General features: G+C 61.5%; 16 protein-coding genes and 5 tRNA genes. 7 read left to right on the top strand and 14 right to left on the bottom strand.

The window, feature by feature from the left end; translation table 11 throughout:
* Positions 1–17 precede the first annotated feature (17 nt).
* The 7 genes from nusG to CKO42_RS06400 all read right to left on the bottom strand — a co-directional run bounded on the left by nusG (position 18) and on the right by CKO42_RS06400 (position 2,884).
* Entirely contained in the window at positions 18–551 is a 534-nt protein-coding gene (nusG, locus tag CKO42_RS06430) for a transcription termination/antitermination protein NusG (protein WP_200240767.1), read from the bottom strand.
* 1 nt (position 552) lies between these two features.
* Positions 553–930: a preprotein translocase subunit SecE gene (gene secE, locus CKO42_RS06425; RefSeq protein ID WP_200240765.1), complete on the bottom strand. Its 378-nt coding sequence runs from the start codon at positions 928–930 to the stop codon at positions 553–555.
* Positions 931–960: 30 nt separating this feature from the next.
* Positions 961–1,036, bottom strand: a tRNA-Trp gene (locus CKO42_RS06420).
* Between the two features lie 116 nt (positions 1,037–1,152).
* Positions 1,153–2,343, bottom strand: coding sequence for an elongation factor Tu (gene tuf, locus CKO42_RS06415; RefSeq protein ID WP_200240763.1), 1,191 nt, complete (start codon positions 2,341–2,343; stop codon positions 1,153–1,155).
* A gap of 95 nt (positions 2,344–2,438) precedes the next feature.
* Positions 2,439–2,514 (bottom strand) — tRNA-Thr (locus tag CKO42_RS06410).
* Between the two features lie 66 nt (positions 2,515–2,580).
* Positions 2,581–2,654 (bottom strand) — tRNA-Gly (locus tag CKO42_RS06405).
* Positions 2,655–2,799: 145 nt separating this feature from the next.
* A tRNA-Tyr gene (locus CKO42_RS06400) sits at positions 2,800–2,884 on the bottom strand.
* Between the two features lie 293 nt (positions 2,885–3,177).
* Here CKO42_RS06400 and CKO42_RS06395 point away from each other — a divergent pair.
* Both CKO42_RS06395 and CKO42_RS06390 read left to right on the top strand, forming a co-directional pair.
* Positions 3,178–4,515, top strand: a complete 1,338-nt coding sequence (locus CKO42_RS06395) for a UDP-glucose dehydrogenase family protein (RefSeq protein ID WP_200240761.1) — start codon at positions 3,178–3,180, stop codon at positions 4,513–4,515.
* A gap of 247 nt (positions 4,516–4,762) precedes the next feature.
* Positions 4,763–6,295, top strand: a complete 1,533-nt coding sequence (locus CKO42_RS06390) for an OmpP1/FadL family transporter (protein ID WP_242479172.1) — start codon at positions 4,763–4,765, stop codon at positions 6,293–6,295.
* A 193-nt stretch (positions 6,296–6,488) separates the two neighbouring features.
* Here the strand turns inward: CKO42_RS06390 and pth are convergent, their stop codons facing one another.
* The 6 genes from pth to CKO42_RS06360 form a co-directional block, all read right to left on the bottom strand.
* Positions 6,489–7,073: an aminoacyl-tRNA hydrolase gene (pth, locus tag CKO42_RS06385; protein ID WP_200240759.1), complete on the bottom strand. Its 585-nt coding sequence runs from the start codon at positions 7,071–7,073 to the stop codon at positions 6,489–6,491.
* Positions 7,074–7,174: 101 nt separating this feature from the next.
* Positions 7,175–7,807 carry a 50S ribosomal protein L25/general stress protein Ctc gene (locus CKO42_RS06380; protein WP_200240757.1) on the bottom strand — a complete coding sequence of 211 codons (633 nt, stop codon included), beginning with the start codon at positions 7,805–7,807 and terminating at the stop codon, positions 7,175–7,177.
* Between the two features lie 148 nt (positions 7,808–7,955).
* Positions 7,956–8,909, bottom strand: coding sequence for a ribose-phosphate diphosphokinase (locus CKO42_RS06375; RefSeq protein ID WP_338034864.1), 954 nt, complete (start codon positions 8,907–8,909; stop codon positions 7,956–7,958).
* A gap of 58 nt (positions 8,910–8,967) precedes the next feature.
* Positions 8,968–9,042: transfer RNA gene (locus CKO42_RS06370), tRNA-Gln, on the bottom strand.
* Positions 9,043–9,089: 47 nt separating this feature from the next.
* A complete protein-coding gene (gene ispE, locus CKO42_RS06365) occupies positions 9,090–9,959 on the bottom strand; it encodes a 4-(cytidine 5'-diphospho)-2-C-methyl-D-erythritol kinase (protein WP_200240753.1) in 870 nt (289 codons plus the stop codon).
* Complete coding sequence (locus tag CKO42_RS06360; protein WP_200240751.1) at positions 9,959–11,653, bottom strand: tetratricopeptide repeat protein; 1,695 nt, start codon at positions 11,651–11,653, stop codon at positions 9,959–9,961. The genes ispE and CKO42_RS06360 overlap by 1 nt, the downstream gene beginning before the upstream one ends.
* Positions 11,654–11,914: 261 nt before the next feature.
* Between CKO42_RS06360 and hemA the strand changes: the two genes are divergently transcribed.
* From hemA to CKO42_RS06335, 5 genes are all read left to right on the top strand, one after another.
* On the top strand, positions 11,915–13,189 hold the full coding sequence (gene hemA / locus CKO42_RS06355) for a glutamyl-tRNA reductase (RefSeq protein ID WP_200240749.1): 1,275 nt from the start codon (positions 11,915–11,917) through the stop codon (positions 13,187–13,189).
* A complete protein-coding gene (gene prfA / locus CKO42_RS06350) occupies positions 13,189–14,268 on the top strand; it encodes a peptide chain release factor 1 (RefSeq protein WP_200240747.1) in 1,080 nt (359 codons plus the stop codon). The genes hemA and prfA overlap by 1 nt, the downstream gene beginning before the upstream one ends.
* Positions 14,269–14,439: 171 nt before the next feature.
* Positions 14,440–15,342: a peptide chain release factor N(5)-glutamine methyltransferase gene (gene prmC, locus CKO42_RS06345; protein WP_200240745.1), complete on the top strand. Its 903-nt coding sequence runs from the start codon at positions 14,440–14,442 to the stop codon at positions 15,340–15,342.
* Between the two features lie 32 nt (positions 15,343–15,374).
* Positions 15,375–15,785 carry a hypothetical protein gene (locus tag CKO42_RS06340; RefSeq protein ID WP_200240738.1) on the top strand — a complete coding sequence of 137 codons (411 nt, stop codon included), beginning with the start codon at positions 15,375–15,377 and terminating at the stop codon, positions 15,783–15,785.
* Positions 15,786–15,905: 120 nt separating this feature from the next.
* Positions 15,906–16,442 (top strand): hypothetical protein, encoded by a 537-nt coding sequence (locus CKO42_RS06335; RefSeq protein WP_200240736.1) that lies wholly within the window; start codon positions 15,906–15,908, stop codon positions 16,440–16,442.
* A 250-nt stretch (positions 16,443–16,692) separates the two neighbouring features.
* On the opposite strand, the gene CKO42_RS06330 is transcribed toward CKO42_RS06335, so the two are convergent.
* Entirely contained in the window at positions 16,693–17,370 is a 678-nt protein-coding gene (locus CKO42_RS06330; RefSeq protein WP_200240734.1) for a thiol:disulfide interchange protein DsbA/DsbL, read from the bottom strand.
* Positions 17,371–17,373: the final 3 nt, after the last annotated feature.

Below are 17,373 nucleotides of genomic sequence, written 5' to 3'. Positions count from 1 at the left end.
AGGGATTCAATCTCAGTTCAGCCCTTCTCGACCTGACTGAATTCAAGATCAACCGGCGTTGAGCGGCCGAAGATCGACACCGAGACCTTGACTCGGCTCTTTTCGTAATCGACCTCTTCGACGACACCGTTGAAGTCGGTGAATGGACCATCGGTGACCCGAATCACCTCGCCCGGCTCGTAGAGCACCTTCGGCCGGGGCTTCTCGACACCATCCTGTACACGTTGCCGAATCGCCTCAGCCTGTGAGTCAGGGATCGGCGCCGGGCGATCGCCCTTGCCGCCGATAAACCCCATCACTCGCGGCACGTCCTTCACCAGGTGCCAGCTCTCGTCGGTCATCTCCATGTTGACGAAGACATAACCGGGAAAGAATTTGCGCTCACTCTTGCGCTGCTGGCCGTTCCGGATCTCGACGACCTCCTCTGTCGGCACCAAGATCTCGCCGAAGGCGTCCTCCATTCCGGCACGCGCGGCGCGTTCACGGAGCGACTTGGCAACCTGGCTCTCGAAACCCGAGAAGGCGTGAATCACATACCAGCGCATGGCCATATCAGCCGCCACTCCCAACGAGGAGGTTAAAGATCGTGCGCAGGATCGTATCAAACAGCCACAGAATGAGACCGAGGATGAAGACCATGACGATGACGATGAGCGTCGTCTGGATGGTCTCTTGGCGGGTCGGCCAAACGACCTTCCGGACCTCCATGCGCGAATCCAGCGCAAAGCGCCAGAGTTGACGACCTTGAGCGGAGGTCAAGGCCAGGGCAGCGGCGCCGCTCGCGATGACGAGCAAGCCCAAGGTGCGCAACAGCACCGAGTACGGAGCAAAGAAATAGAACGCCCAAATGCCGCCTGCCAACAAGAGGACCGCGGCGGCAAGTTTGGCCGTATCCAGGCCGGTCGAAGCGGCCTCGGCTCGTGCATTCATGGGTTACCGGGCACCTTGTAGGTGCATGTTTGGCAGGCCAGGAGGGACTCGAACCCCCAACCTGCGGTTTTGGAGACCGCTGCTCTGCCAATTGAGCTACTGGCCTAGAAAAATCGATTCCTGTCGATCACTTCCCTGTGCTGAGCGGATTCTGGAGCTTACCGAGGCAGCCTATAGCCTGGAGCTGCCCTACCTGCTCGATCCTGTTGCCGCGACGAGCAGCTATTCAATCACCTTCGCGACGACACCGGCACCGACGGTGCGGCCACCTTCACGGACGGCAAAGCGCAGTCCTTCTTCCATCGCGATCGGGGCGATGAGCTTGACGGTCATCTTGACGTTGTCGCCGGGCATGACCATCTCGATGCCTTCGGGCAGTTCGCAGGCGCCGGTGACGTCGGTGGTGCGGAAGTAGAACTGCGGGCGGTAGCCATTGAAGAATGGGGTGTGTCGTCCGCCTTCCTCTTTGCTCAGCACATAGACCTCGGCTTCGAAGTGGGTGTGCGGGGTGATCGAGCCGGGCTTGGCCAGGACTTGACCACGCTCGACGTCGTCGCGCTTGGTGCCGCGCAGCAGGGCGCCGATGTTGTCGCCGGCTTGCCCTTGGTCGAGCAGCTTGCGGAACATCTCAACACCAGTGCAGATGGTCTTGACGGTGTCTTTGATGCCGACGATGGCGACTTCTTCGCCGACCTTGACGATGCCGCGCTCAACACGTCCGGTGACGACGGTGCCGCGCCCGGAGATGGAGAAGACGTCTTCGATGGGCATGAGGAAGGCGCCATCGATGGCACGCTCGGGCTCGGGGATGTAGCTGTCGAGGGCGTCCATCAGTTTGTCGATGGAGGGGCCGCCAATCTCGCTTTCGTCACCTTCGAGGGCCTTGAGCGCGGAGCCGGTGATGATCGGGGTGTCGTCGCCGGGGAATTCGTAGCTGTCGAGCAGTTCGCGGACTTCCATCTCGACCAGCTCTAGGAGTTCGGCGTCGTCGACCATGTCGGCTTTGTTCAGATAGACGACGATGTAGGGCACGCCGACCTGACGCGAGAGCAGGATGTGCTCGCGGGTCTGGGGCATGGGGCCATCGGCGGCGGAGACAACGAGGATGGCGCCGTCCATCTGTGCCGCGCCGGTGATCATGTTCTTGACGTAGTCGGCGTGTCCCGGGCAGTCGACGTGGGCGTAGTGGCGCTTGTCGGTCTCGTACTCGACGTGGGCGGTGGCAATGGTGATGCCGCGCTCGCGCTCTTCAGGGGCGTTGTCGATCTGGTCATAGGCGCGTGCCTCACCACCAAATTTCTTCGCCTGATGCACCGTGATCGCTGCCGTCAGCGTGGTCTTGCCATGGTCAACGTGACCAATCGTGCCAACGTTGACGTGCGCCTTGTTTCTCTCGAACTTTGTTTTGGACACTGACCCTATCTCCGCGCGCTTGGATGTCGTCTTGTTGCCAATCTACTGTAACGAACCGTCGAGCAAGCCCAGAACACCAGACTCGTTGACGAAAGTGGAGCCCATGACCGGAGTTGAACCGGTGACCTCACCCTTACCAAGGGTGTGCTCTACCAACTGAGCTACATGGGCAGATGTCTTGATTCCGAAATCTTGCCGAGCCTCTGGCCCTGTCCGGGTCTCGACGCGATACATCAATGGAGCGGGTGATGGGAATCGAACCCACACCATCAGCTTGGAAGGCTGAGGTTCTACCGTTGAACTACACCCGCATAGCGGCCAGAAGCATGAGGGCGTGGCAGCAGCAGGGCAACGCCGCACCGAACCGACCTTAACTTTCACCGCTCCGCAACCGACTTGCGGCGCGGCGTTCACGCTGGCATACAGCCTAGCTTGAAGCTAATGAGCACGCTTTAATGGTGGAGGGGGGAGGATTCGAACCTCCGAAGGCTGAGCCGTCAGATTTACAGTCTGATCCCTTTGACCGCTCGGGAACCCCTCCAATCAGCTGAGCGCGGCAGAATAACGCGTGATGGAGGGTGCGTCAACACCAAACGCGGCAATCGAGACCGGCCGATCCGCCCTAGCCGAACCGCATCTGGATCACTGACGCTCGATCTGTCAGTGCTGTGCTACCTCAAGCCGCATCGTGATCAGCAGTCATCAGCAGTGATCAGCAACAAGCGGCCATACCGATCGTCGCTGCAACGCGACTCCGAGGCCAGTTCAAATCAGGTTACGGTAAACTCGCCAGGCTTGAACCCTCCGACCACACTGTACACACGAGGAATCTCAATGGATGTCACGATCTTTGGAAGCGGCTATGTCGGTCTCGTCACCGGTGCCTGCCTCGCCGAGGTCGGCAATCAGGTCCTTTGCGTCGATGTCGACGTGGACAAGATCGCCCTGCTCAATAGTGGCGGAGTGCCGATCTACGAACCTGGTCTCGATGACCTCATCGCGAAGAACAAGCAGGCCGGCCGCCTGCGCTTCTCGACTGATCCCGAAGAGGGCGTCGCCCACGGGTTGTTCCAGTTCATCGCCGTTGGCACACCACCGGACGAGGATGGCTCTGCCGACCTCCGCCATGTGCTCGCGGTGGCCGCGGCGATTGGCGAGCACATGACCAGCTACCGCGTGATCGTGGACAAATCAACAGTCCCAGTGGGAACAGCCGATCGAGTCGCGGAAACGGTGCGCTTGGCCCAGCACGAACGCGGCCATGCGGTCGAGTTCGACGTGGTCTCCAACCCCGAGTTCTTGAAGGAAGGCGCCGCCATCGACGACTTCATGCGCCCGGACCGGATCATCGTCGGCACTGACAATCCACGCACCGGCGAGCTGCTGCGAGCCCTCTACGCCCCCTTCAACCGTAATCACGACCGCGTCATGGTGATGGGCGTGCGCTCGGCAGAGCTGACCAAGTACGCCGCCAACGCGATGCTCGCGACCAAGATCAGCTTCATGAACGAGCTCTCGAACATCGCCGAGGCGGTCGGCGCCGACATCGAGATGGTGCGCGTCGGCATCGGCTCCGATCCGCGCATTGGCTACCAATTCATTTATCCGGGCTGCGGTTACGGCGGCTCCTGTTTCCCGAAGGATGTCCGCGCGCTGGAGCGAACGGCCCGGTCCAAAGGCTATCAGGCTGACCTGCTGCAGGCCGTCGAAGCGGTGAACGATCGCCAGAAGAATTTGCTCTTCAGCAAGATCGAGCAGTATTTCCAAGGCAACCTCAAGGGCAAGACCTTAGCGCTCTGGGGCCTGGCCTTCAAGCCCAACACCGACGACATGCGCGAAGCCTCCAGCCGCCGCCTAATGGAACAGCTGTGGGCCGCAGGTGCGCGGGTGCGCGCCTTTGACCCGGTCGCAGCCGAGGAGGCCAGGCGCCTGTATGGAGATCGTGCTGATCTAGAGCTGGTGGAGAACCGCATGGCCGCCGTCGAGGGCGCCGATGCTCTGGTCATCGTCACCGAGTGGAACGAGTTCCGTAGCCCTGACCTGTCTGCCGTACAGGCGCAGCTGCGCTCGCCGGTGATCTTCGACGGACGCAATCTGTTCGATCCCGCACAGGTCAACGGCGCGGGTCTCACCTACGTCTCGGTCGGACGCGTGCCCGCCTGCATCGTCTGACGCCCGCCCCGCCCTCTTCCTCGACGCTCGACGGGCTGCGCTGATTGCACAGCCCGCTCGTTGCAAAGCCCACTGGGTTGCGCCAACCGGCCTCAAGGCACCGATTCACAGGTCTTAATCGCAGGCTGCTTAGTGTCCACCAGTGCGCTGATGACACTGCGCTCTTACATAATCGCTCAAGATAACATGACAAAACGCAATCAAGCTCGTTGACAATCTCCCACAACGTCGTAACCTTGTGCAACAAATGTTTCAACACCGCAACATTCCAGTTCAAACGGGCAGCGGCGTGGTGAAAACACATCGACCAACGAGGAGGAGGAGTACGACAACCATGCGTAAAACATTAAAACTCAGCGCATTAGCGTTGGCTTGCAGCGCCATGATGCCAGTTGCGCACGCGACCAACGGTTACATGTCCCATGCCTATTCACCCAAAGCCAAGGGCATGGCCGGCGCGGGTGAGGCAGCGCTACCACAGGACAGCTTATCCATCGTTGGCAACCCAGCCACCGCGAATCAGGTTGGTCGGCGCGCCGACGTCGGCTTCTCTTGGTTCAAACCGCTCCGCGAGTACGACGGCCTGACACCAAACCAGGCCACTGGTGCATTCGCGCCGATTGGCGGCGGCGCCACAGGAACAGGGAAAGTCGAGAGCAAAAACAACGACTTCCTCGTTCCGGGTTTCGGCTATACCCATCCGATCAACGATGTCAGCTCAATCGGCATCGCGATGTTCGGTAACGGCGGCATGAATACGGATTTCCGCAGCCGGGACACCTTGTTTAACCTCGGGACCTTTGGCGGAAATAACCCCGGTGCCAATCCTCCGCCGTTCCCGGGAACCAGCATGCAGGGCGCCGGTAACGCTGGGGTGAATCTCGAGCAACTTGGCGTCTCTCTCGCCTACTCACGTCAAGTCGCTGAGGGCTTGAGTCTCGGCGCGAGTTTTTTGATCGGCTACCAGACCATCGAAGTCAAGGGAGTCGGCGCCTTCCAAGGATTCACCGAAACCTTTACTCAAAGTGTGCTCGCAAGTCAGATGACGAGCGCGGTCACGCCGACCAAGCTGACCGACAATGGCCAAGATTCGGCTTGGGGCTTCGGCTTCCAAGTCGGTGGCCTGTGGGACGTCAACCCGATGTTCTCGATCGGTGCCTCCTACCGCACCAAGATGTACATGGGGAAGTTCGAGAAATATGCGGACCTGTTTGCCGAGGGAGGCAAGTTCGACCTGCCACCGGTCGGCACTATCGGCATCGCTGTGCGTCCAAACGATCAGCTGTCACTCGCCTTTGACGTCCAGCAAATCTGGTACAGCGAGGTTCCTGCGATCGCGAACAACAACGATCTCGCGTTGAAATGCGATCTCAACGCGGCATTTGGAATGCCGAGCCAACCCGGCGCCAGCTACGATTCACGCTACTGCCTCGGTGGCTCCAAAGGCGCTGGCTTCGGCTGGGACGACATGACGGTGTTCAAGTTCGGCGCCCAGTACGCGATGAACGATCGGCTGACACTGCGTGCTGGCTTCAGCTACGGCGACAACCCGATCAGCGATGAACAGGTCGCCTTCAACACGCTGGCACCAGCAACTATCACCACTCACTACACGCTAGGCGCCAGCTACCTGCTGAGGGACAACTTTGAGATGACCTTCTGGGGTATGTATGCGCCGGAAGACAGCGTTTCCGGCCCTGGCGAGTTCACTGGCGGCCAGGCACCAGAGATCAAGATGCATCAGTACGAACTCGGCGTGAATTTCGCCTGGCTGTTCTGAGACGAGTAGAGACCCAAGGAGGAAGTGACGAGCCGCCGCGAGGCGGCTTGTCGCTTTCTATGGCCGCTCGATCTGATTGCCGGACAACGCTGACCCAAAAGCCCAGATTCCACCGGATGTTCGCATCCGCGAATCAGGGCGAATGGCTATAGAAGACCTCTGTTGAAGTCCAGTGTGCGCTGAAGGTCTCTGTTCAGGGCCTGGAATGCAAGCGGTTCATGACCCGCTGATACTCACCCGCTAACATCTCCGGCACACAGCTTTCCGCATCGTTGATCGCATCCTCAATCGCCTCGGTGTCAGCCCGAGATGGATGGCTGAGCACATAGCCGATCACCTGCTCTTTGCTGCCGGGATGGCCGATGCCGATACGCAGCCGCCAGAAGTCGGCACTGCCGAGGGCGGCGATGCTATCGCGCATCCCATTGTGACCGGCATGCCCCCCGCCCTGCTTCAGCTTGACTGTGCCAACCGGGAGGTCCAGCTCATCATAGGCAATCAACACGCGACTCGGCTCGATATCGAAATAGCGGCAAACTGCGGCGACCGAACGCCCACTGTGGTTCATGAAGGTGGTCGGCTTCAGCAGCCGAAGATCGCCTTCAGGGTGATTGACGCGCCCCATCAGACCATAGAACTTGGCCTCGGGCCGCAACTCGGCACCGGAGCGCTCAGCGACCCGATCGACCAGGAAATAGCCGGCATTATGACGCGTGCCAGCGTACTGGGCTCCGGGATTACCGAGACCAACGATGAGTTGGATGCCACTGTCCGACATGCGAATGAATCGGCTAATGGTTTGGCGAATGGATCATCTGAGCGATCGCGGGCGGTCCGCTGAACAAAGCGCCCGCGATCTCCTTCACCGAGTCTTGGCGATCAATTCGCAGCCGTCTCGCTACCACCCTCTGCGTCATCAGCGCCCTCCTCGCCCGTGCTCTCGGCCTGCGGCGCATAGATCATCACCACCGGCGTCTCAGGGTCAAGCGAGTGGGTGAGCTCAACATTGGGTGGCAGCTTCAGCTCGGAGACATGGACGATATCGCCCTGGTTCATCTCTGCCATATCCACAGCCAAATACTCCGGCAGGTCAGCCGGCAAGCAGCTCACCTCGATCTCAGTGACGTTGTGCGAGACCTTTCCGCCTAGCTTGACGCCAGGGCAGCTTTCCTGATTAAGGAAGTGAATCGGGATCGTCAGGCGCAGCTTCTCGTCACTGCTCACGCGCAGAAAATCCACATGTAGCAGGAATGGCTTCGCCGGATGACGCTGAAGGTCTTTGAGCACGACCTTGGTCGTCTGATCGCCAAGCTTCAGATCGAGCAGGCTGGAATAGAACACCTCGTGATCGAGCTGGCGCTCGAGCTCATTATGACGCACCGAGATCATCACCGGCTCGGCATTGGCACCGTAGACGATTCCAGGCACCAGCCCGGTACGACGCAGGCGGCGGCTCGCACCCTTCCCCGTATCGCTCCTCGGCTGTGCCAAAATTTCTAACAGATCACTCATGACTGAGTCTCCAGATTAAACAACAACAAAACGCCGGCATCCGCGACCAGATGCCGGCGCCAATAGGGTCAACGCAGACCGACCGCGTTACCCTGAAGCAAACGCTTCATCGAACGGGGTGGCGAGGCGCGATGTCCGCTAACCTTGATCAGTCGACGAACAATGAGCTCACCGACTCTTCATTCGAGACCCGACGCATGGTCTCGGCGAGCAGCTCGCCAATACCCAGCTGCCGAATCTTTGGACAATCACTTGCCTCCGGGCGCAGCGGGATGGTGTTCGTCACCACTAGCTCATCGAGTGCCGAGACAGAGATATTATCGACCGCGGGTCCCGACAGCACCGGATGTGTGCAGTACGCCTGAACCCGGGATGCGCCCTGGGCTTTCAATGCCGCAGCCGCCTGGCACAGCGTGCCAGCAGTATCGACCAGATCATCGACGAGTACGCAGGAGCGACCGCGCACATCACCGATGATATTCATCACCTTGGCCTCATTAGCGCGCGGGCGACGCTTGTCGATGATGGCAAGGTCGGCGTCGTCAAGCCGCTTCGCCAAGGCCCGCGCACGCACCACACCACCGACATCAGGCGAGACCACCATCAGGTTCTCGTGCTTTTGCCGCCACACGTCGCCGAGCAAGATCGGCGAGGCATAGACATTATCGACCGGGATGTCGAAGAAGCCCTGGATCTGGTCAGCGTGCAGGTCAACGGTTAACACGCGATCGGCGCCCGCCGAGCCGATCATCTTGGCGACGAGGCGAGCGGTGATCGGCACGCGGGCCGAGCGCGGACGTCGATCCTGGCGCGCGTAGCCGAAATAGGGGATCACCGCGGTGATGCGCTTGGCCGAGGCCCAGCGCAGCGCATCGATCATCACCAAGAGTTCGAGGAGATTGTCGTTGGTCGGCGCGCAGGTCGGCTGCACGATGAAGATATCGCGCCCACGCACGTTCTCTTGGATCTCCGTCATCACCTCGCCATCGCTGAACTGACCAACGACGGCCTTGCCCAGCGGCAGCCCAAGATGAGCGCAGATCTCAGCGGCGAGCGCCGGGTTGGCATTCCCAGAGAACACCATCATGGCACTGGCCTGCACAGATTGTCCTTTGGTCTCAAGCGGCACCGTTTATGGCCACTCTCGGCTTGGTGAAGTGTGGCTGGGGCGCCAGGATTCGAACCTGGGAATGCTGGGATCAAAACCCAGTGCCTTACCTCTTGGCGACGCCCCAATGGATCGACCCGGCTTCGTCGGCTGTACGTCTTCTGGCTCCGCGCGTTAGGCCACGCCAAACAGCGGAGACCGATTTCGACCGCGGGCAACGAAGGCCGGAATCTCGTCCGGAACCTCAGCGAGCAACTGGTCAGCCTCAGACTGACTCGGTAGCGCCGCAAAGAGGCAGGCTCCGGTTCCAGTGAGCTTTGCTTCAGCGCGATCAGCAAGCCAATCGAACGCCTGTCTGACGATAGGGTACTGGTCCAGCACGGTCCGCAGACAGTCGTTAACGGCATTGCCGCGAAGAAAGTCCACTAGTGTGATTGGCGCCGAGTCTCTTGTCAATCCCGGGTCAGCAAACACCGCGGCCGTCGCAACATGACAAGGCGGCGCCAGCACCAGATACCAAGGCGTTGGCAGCTCGACCGGCACCAGGGTCTCTCCGACCCCCTCACCCCAAGCCGCGGCACCGCGAACGAAGACCGGCACGTCGGCCCCAAGCCGCAGACCAATCTCAGCGAGCTGCTCAACCGACAGCCCAGTGCCCCAAAGCTGGTTCAGCGCGTGCAGCGTGGTCGCCGCATCCGAGCTTCCACCACCGAGCCCGCCGCCCATCGGCAGATGCTTGTCGACGCGGATACTGATACCGGAGCGACAGCCGGTCGCCTCTGCCAGCGCATGTGCGGCGCGCACCACCAAGTCCTGCTCCGGCGGAACCTCAGCCGGTCCCTCGAGCCGCTCGATCCTTGAATCGTCACGATGATCGAAATACAGCCGATCGCAGCGATCGACAAATTGAAACACCGTCTGTAATCGATGATAGCCATCAGCGCGGCGCCCGAGCACCCGCAGCATCAGGTTCAGCTTCGCAGGCGCCAGCCAGGCACCATCCGTATCAGGTCGAGGGGTCAGCACTGGCACCAGGATCGCCATCAGTTGTCGGTGTGCGAAAAGCGAAAACGACTCAGCACACGCAACAGGTACTCGTGATCCGGGGCCTCATCGAGCGCGTGCCGCCAAATCGCTCGCGCCTCGTCCTGCCGCCCGAGCGCCCACAGCACCTCGCCCAGGTGCGCCGCAATCTCCGCATCGAAGCCCTGGTCCAATGCCTGACGCAGAAAACCCTCGGCCTTCTCAGGCTGGCCTTGGCGATAAAGCACCCAACCCATGCTGTCGAGGATCGCGGGGTCATCTGGACGGAGCTGCAGCGCGCGTTCGATCAGGGAGGCCGCCGCATCGAAGCGATCGGTGCGATCCGCCAGCGTGTAGCCGAGCGCATTCAGAGCGTCGACATGATCAGGATCAGCGATCAAGATTCGGCGCAAATCGCGCTCCAGTGAGGCCACCTGCCCCATCCCCACGGCCAACATCGCACGGGCATAGAGCAGGTCAGCATTGTCGGGCTCTTGGCCGAGGGCCAGGTCATAGACGCCGAGCGCCTGTTGCGCTAAGCCCTGGTCGCGCAACATCTCACCTTCGAGCAAATAGAAGGCCGAGGTTTGACCGGGGTATTGATCACGCAATTGCTGAAACAGCTCACGCGCGCGCTGAACGTCTCCGTCCTTGGCGTACAGCCGAGCAATCCTGACCTGGGCATTGATCCGATTTTGTCCCCGCACCTCGTCGTAGAGCCCCCGCGCAGCCTTGCTATTGCCCGCTTGCTCCTCGACCTGCCCGAGCAAGAAGGCAACATCGTTTGGCCGTTTGCCGAGACGCTTCAACGCCTCCAGATACTCTCGAGCTGCATCCAGGTCGCGGATGTCGAGCGCGAGAACCGCAGCGGCAAACAGAACGTCTGGACGCTCGGGGGTGCGCTCGAGCAGCTCATTGAACACCGCGAGTGCCTGCTCTGACTCCTCAGCATCCATGTGCAGCTGCGCCTTCATCAATTTCAGCTCGGCATCCTCGGGCGCCTGGATGATGTAGCGCTCGAGCGCCGCCTGCGCCTGCTCTGGCTGCTCCATCCCCACCAGCAGACGGACTAAGAACAGTTTTGGATCAGTCCAGCCTGGGCGCAACACCGACGCACGCTCGGCGAGCTGCATCGCAGCATCATCCTCGCCGGCTGCTGCGGCCAGCGTCGCTAACGCATACTGGGCATCCGGATCGCTGTCGGCGTCGAGCGCATCGACCAACTCGCGCATCAGCGCCAAACGATCGCTCGGATCAGGCAAGCGCCCAAGGATTTGCGCCGCCTGCAGATAGCCTTGGCCAGGCACGCCACCTAGCTCGATCACGCGCTGCAGCGATGCCATGGCAATACTGCGATTGCCGGCCTCCAACGCAAGAAAGGCCGACAGCTGATGCGCCTTGGGGGCATCAGGCTCGAGCTCGGTCCAGAGATCCAGCGCCTGACGCGCGGCTTCCGGGCGATCGGTATTCAGCGCCGAGCGCACGGCGCGCTCAGCAAGGCTAGGCTCTTGTGCCAATTGAGCGGCCGCCAGAAAATGCTCGAAGGCCGCAGCATAGTCGCCCCGCTGCAACGCAACCTCGGCAACCAATGCGGTGTAGACCAACTCGGAGCTGAGCTCTTGCGGCGGCTCCTGGCCGAGTGCCTGGCCGGTTGCCGGGCCTAGATATGTCGAGGCAGAGGCGTCGGCTGAGCCTGGAGTAGCGGGTTGCAACATAGGCGGAGCAGACTGATCAGCGTTGCTGACCAACGCGACCAGTGCGAGCAACGGCGTCAGGAGCGACAGGAATCGTGTGTGTATACGCATAGAGAGTGCAGGCAGATGGTTGACCGCGATCAGCCGGGTATTCGTTTCGATCGCAGTATACTCATGCAGTTCCTATCGCGGAAAGCAACCACTCGCGGCCCCAAAGCACCGCCATCGCCGTTACGCGGAGCGGGGCAAACGCAACAACCGGCTAAGCCCTCTATCTCCGCCATGCCACTGATCGTACTCGGACTCAATCATAAGACGGCACCCGTCGACATCCGCGAGCGCCTGACCTTCGGGCCCGATGTCATCGTCGCCGCCTTGCGCACGCTGCTCGAACAAAGCCCCGCCGATGAGGCGATTATCCTCTCGACCTGCAACCGCACTGAGATCTATTGCGCGACCGATACGCGCGATATCGAAACCCCGTTGCGCAACTGGCTCGGCAGCTTCCACGGCATCGAGCCGCAGCTCTTCGCGCAACATCTCTATGCGCATAAAGATCGCGAGGCCGTTCAGCATCTCTACAAGGTCGCCTGCGGCCTCGACTCGATGGTCTTGGGCGAGCCGCAGATCCTCGGCCAAGTCAAAGCGGCCTTCAAGACCGCCTGCGAGGTCGGCGGAAGCGGCAGGCTCCTAGGGCGCCTTTTTCAATGCACCTTCGCGGTTGCCAAGCAAGTGCGCACCGATACCGCCATCGGCAGCAGTCCGGTCTCGGTCGCCTTCGCCGCGGTCAGCTTGGCGCGACAGATCTTCAGCGACCTCACCAAACAGACCGCGCTGCTGATCGGCGCCGGCGAGACCGTCGAACTCGCCGCTCGCCATCTGCATCAGCACGGCATCGGCCGCATCATCGTCGCCAACCGAACGGTTGAGCGCGCGCATCGCCTAGCCGCCCAATTCGATGGTTACGCCATCGCCCTGACCGAGCTGGCTAGCCATCTACCCGAGGCCGATATCGTCGTCTCCTCAACCGCAAGCCCGCTACCCGTGCTCGGCAAGGGCACGGTCGAGCGGGCGCTCAAGCAACGCCGGCATCGACCCATGTTCATGGTCGACATTGCCGTGCCGCGCGACATCGAGCCCGAGGTCGGCCAGCTGCGTGACGTCTATCTCTATACGGTCGATGATCTTCAGGGCGTGGTCGACGAGGGGATGCGCTCACGCAACCACGCCGCCGAGCAGGCGGTCGAGATCATCGACCTGCACTGCGACGAGTTCATGGCTTGGGTGCGCTCGCTCGACGCGGTCTCACTGATCCAGGATTACCGCGCCCGTGCCGAGTGCATTCGCGATGAGGCCTACTCCCGGGCGGCCCGCCAGTTGGCAGCCGGCAAGCCTCCGCAGGAGGTCATGCGCCACCTCGCTCATGTCCTCACCAACAAGCTTCTGCACGAACCCAGTGTGCGCTTGCGCCAAGCCGGTCGTGAGGGCCAATCGGAGCTGTTGGACGCGGCGAATGAGCTATTCCAGCTCTCGCAGGGTCAAGATACCGGTCACTGATGAATCCATCCATTCGGGGCAAGCTCGATCGGCTCGCCGAACGCTTTTCTGAGATCACTGCCCTGTTGGCCGAGCCCGAGGTGCAATCGGATCAAAACCGATTTCGTGATCTCGGCCGAGAATACTCACAGCTGGAGCCGGTCATCGGCTGCTGGCAGCGCTATCTCGACCTCGAGGCCGAGATCGACTCCGCGCGTGAGATGCTCAGCGACAAGGAGATGGCCGAACTGGCGCGCGAGGAACTGGACGCGGCCGAGCAGCGGCGCGAGCAGCTCGAGCCCGAACTCAATCGGCTCCTGATCCCACCCGACCCAAACGACCATCGCAACATCTATCTCGAGATCCGCGCCGGCACCGGCGGCGCCGAGGCGGCGCTGTTCGCCGGCGACCTGCTGCGCATGTATCTGCGCTATGGAGAACTGCTCGGCTGGCGCCACGAGATCATCAGCGCCAGCGACGGCGAGATGGGCGGCTACAAAGAGGTCGCCGTGCGCATCAGCGGCAGCGGGGTCTATTCACGGCTCAAATTCGAGTCCGGCGCGCATCGCGTACAGCGTGTGCCCGAGACCGAATCCCAGGGCCGCATCCACACCTCGGCCTGTACCGTGGCGATCCTCCCCGAGGTCGACTCGGTCGACGAGATCAGCGTCGACGCCAACGATCTGCGCGTCGACACCTATCGCGCCTCTGGCGCTGGTGGGCAGCATGTGAACAAGACCGATTCCGCGGTGCGCCTGACCCACCTGCCAAGCGGCATCGTCGTTGAATGCCAAGACGAACGCTCACAGCACAAGAACCGCGCCAAGGCACTGGCCTTGCTGCAGGCCAAGCTGCTCTCTGCCGCGCGGGAAGAGCAAGCTGCTGAACAAAGCGCCTCGCGACGGCTACAGGTCGGCAGCGGCGATCGCTCCGAGCGCATCCGCACCTACAATTTCCCGCAGAACCGGCTCACCGATCACCGCATCAACCTGACGCTGTATAAGCTCGACGAGGTGATGATGGGGAACTTAGACCAAGTCGTCGAGCCGCTGCAGCGCGAGCACCAGGCCGATCTGCTCGCCGAGCTGACCACGGACTGAACGGGTCGCGCACCGCATACCCTGAAACAAGCGCTTCAGCGTCCGGGGTGGTGACGCGAACGCCGCTGTCTGGCGACAACCAGGACGTCACCCATAGACAGCGACTGAGGCGATTGCCGGAAACCGCCTTGACGACGACTGACCTGCTCGACATCAAGAGGATTCGCCGGGATGAGTGCACCGCTCGCCTGCATCGCCGAGCTGCGCCGTTCTGCCAGCACGCGCCTGGCCGCCGCCGGCCACACCAGCGCGGCACTCGAGGCCGATCTGCTACTGGGTGCAGCCGCAGGGCTCGAGCGCACCCAGTTGATCGCCTGGCCAGAGACTTGTGTAAGCCCAGCCCAGCAACAGCAATTCGAGCACTGGATCGCACGACGCCTCGCCGGCGAGCCGATCGCGTACCTACTCGGACGGCGTGAATTCTGGAGCCTCGAGCTGCGCGTCAGCCCGGCAACGCTGATCCCGCGCCCGGAGACCGAGATCCTGGTCGAGCAAGCGCTTGAGCGACTGCCGGCATCGGCCGCGTTACAGATCGCCGACCTCGGCACCGGCAGCGGCGCGATCGCCGCCGCACTGGCTCGTGCGCGTCCGCACTGGACCTTGCTCGGCATCGAGCGTGACGCCGCTGCCCTCGCCGTTGCCGCCTTCAATGCCGCTGAGCTTCAGCTCGACAATCTCAAGCTGATCCGTGGCGACTGGTCGAGCACATTGGGCGCAGCGTCGATCGATGCCATCCTCAGCAACCCACCCTATGTGCGTCCCGATGATCCGCACCTCGTCGAAGGAGACGTCCGCTTCGAGCCGATTGCCGCACTGATCTCAGGCGACGATGGTCTGAACGCCATTCGCACCATCATCACCGATGCATCGCGCTGTCTCAGGCCCGGCGGCCTGCTCGCCATCGAACACGGCTGGGACCAAGGTCCGAGCCTCCGAGGGCTAATGAAGACACAGGGATTCGCGGCCATTGAAACCCTGCATGATCTTGCGGGTCAGGAACGCGTGACCTGCGGATGCGACAGCCGGACTGCACGGACATCTCGATCACCGACATCTCGCTCACCCAGACCTTGATCACCGACCCCTGGATTAAGCATACTTCCCCTATGGAAACACCCGACCCCGATCGCATCAAACAACGTCAGATCCATTTTCGTGATCTGCACCCGGAGCGGAACGACGCCAGCACCGCGGCGAGCTTTTTAGCGGATGTCGATGGCGTGCTACGTGCCGAGCCGCTGTCGCCGATCGTCTTGGACCTGACCTACGATCTGCAACGGACCTGTCTCGAAGAGATCAACGACGCCCTCGCTGAGCTCGGCCTGCATCTCGATGGCGCCCTGATCTTCAAGCTCAGGCGCTCGCTCTACTACTACACCGAAGGCACTTATCGCGAGAACCACGGCTGCGCTCGCGGCGACAGCAACTCGACCAAGCGCGTGTTCGCGAAGCGCTGGGAAAACCTGGAGCACGGTTGCCGCGACCCGCGACCCGAGCATTGGCGGCGCTATCTCTAGCGAACAGACAGGCAGGCAGGCGCTATCTGGATCGCGGATCATCAGGTTGCTTGCGCAGCGTGACAGCGTTCGCTGAGCCTTCTATGATCTGGCGATTGCCCCGAGTCCGTCGAGCCCCCTATGCGCTTTGAAGTCAGCGACCGCGAGATCAAGCAGGCCAACATCCCGCACGAGATCTTCCTCACCAATCTCATCGGTAACCACATCCTAATGGCCGTCGCAGCCGGCGGCATTGCCGGCAGCTTTCCCTGGGTAATGGCGATCATCCCGGCGATCTCCTTCTCGATCCTCACCTATACGCTCTGGCGCGCGCACCGCTCAATCGGCCGAGACCCCTGGTATGTGATGTGCCATTGGCAGGTCTGCGCGCGCCGCAGCCGAATCTTCATCGGCATGCTGTCACTGCTGATGGTCGCCATGCTCCTCGGCTGGGCTGGTCACGTCTATGGCGGGATGATGAAGGAAGCCGCCATCGCGCTCGTTGCTGGTATCGGCATCCTGCCAGTGATGGTCACGGTCTTGGTGCTAATCATCGTCGAGTCCGATGCTCTCTACAACGCCAGCCAGGCGAAGCTACCCGCTTGGGTGGTCGAGCGCTTTCCGAATCCGGATGCGACACCGATCGCTCAGCCGGCAGCTGAAAACGCCGCCGTTTGAGATCGATCTAGCCTAGTCTAGTCTAGTCTACATCTAGCCTAGCTAACACAGCGCCAATCGCTCACCGACGGCGCCTTAGGCGATTTCTGTCAAAGCTCATACCGCCTTGCTGGTCTTTTCGCTCGCCTTCTTCGTCGCGCCGCCGGTCACATAGCCCGGCTATGCTCCCGGCGACGCTCCTCGAAGGCAAACGAAAATCCTGCGCAATTCGGTACGAGCTTTTCCGGCAATCGCCTTAAACGTTGATACCTCAATCGCTTGCGGCCTGCTCTTTCGCGACCAGGACGTCGACGAGCTCGAACAGCTGATCGCGCCCACCGGCTTCGGTCACGCCAGTGATATAGGTTCCGTTGACGACGATCGCAGGCACACCAGAGAGCTGATAACGACGCGCCAGATCAGCCGACTGACGGACCCTCATGTCGACCGGAAACGACTGATAGGCATCGCGAAAGGCCTGCTCGTCAATGCCCTGCTCAGCGGCAAAGGCGAACAGTTCCTCATCGGTAAAGATCCTCCGCCGTTGCTCGTGCAATGCCTTGAACAGCGGCTCATGCAGCTTCTCCAGCTCACCGAGCTGTTCGGCGGCGAAGTAGGCCTTGGCATGTGGAATCCAGCGGCTCGAGGCAGCGGCCGGCAGACGCCGAAAGCTGACGCCGTCCGGCTTGTTCTCGAGCCAACGCTCAATGGCTGGCTCGAGCTGATAACAGTGCGGACAGCCATACCAGAACAGCTCTAGCACCTCGACATCATCACCAGGCTCCAAGCGCTGCGGCTCGGCAACCCGCTTGTATTCAATGCCCTCGTCAAAGCTCGCCGCCGCCAGCGCAGAGCCGCTCAACAGGCTAAGCAGCACAAACGCAGACAACAGCGCTATGAGCAGGCCCGACTGAGACGGGCGCTGCTGGATGATAGATCGCGCAGACATGAT

This window comes from Lamprobacter modestohalophilus (assembly GCF_016583905.1).
Classification (GTDB): Bacteria; Pseudomonadota; Gammaproteobacteria; order Chromatiales; family Chromatiaceae; genus Lamprobacter; species Lamprobacter modestohalophilus.
The sequence above is the reverse complement of the archived record's forward strand: the minus strand, read 5'-3'. Positions and strand labels throughout refer to the sequence as shown.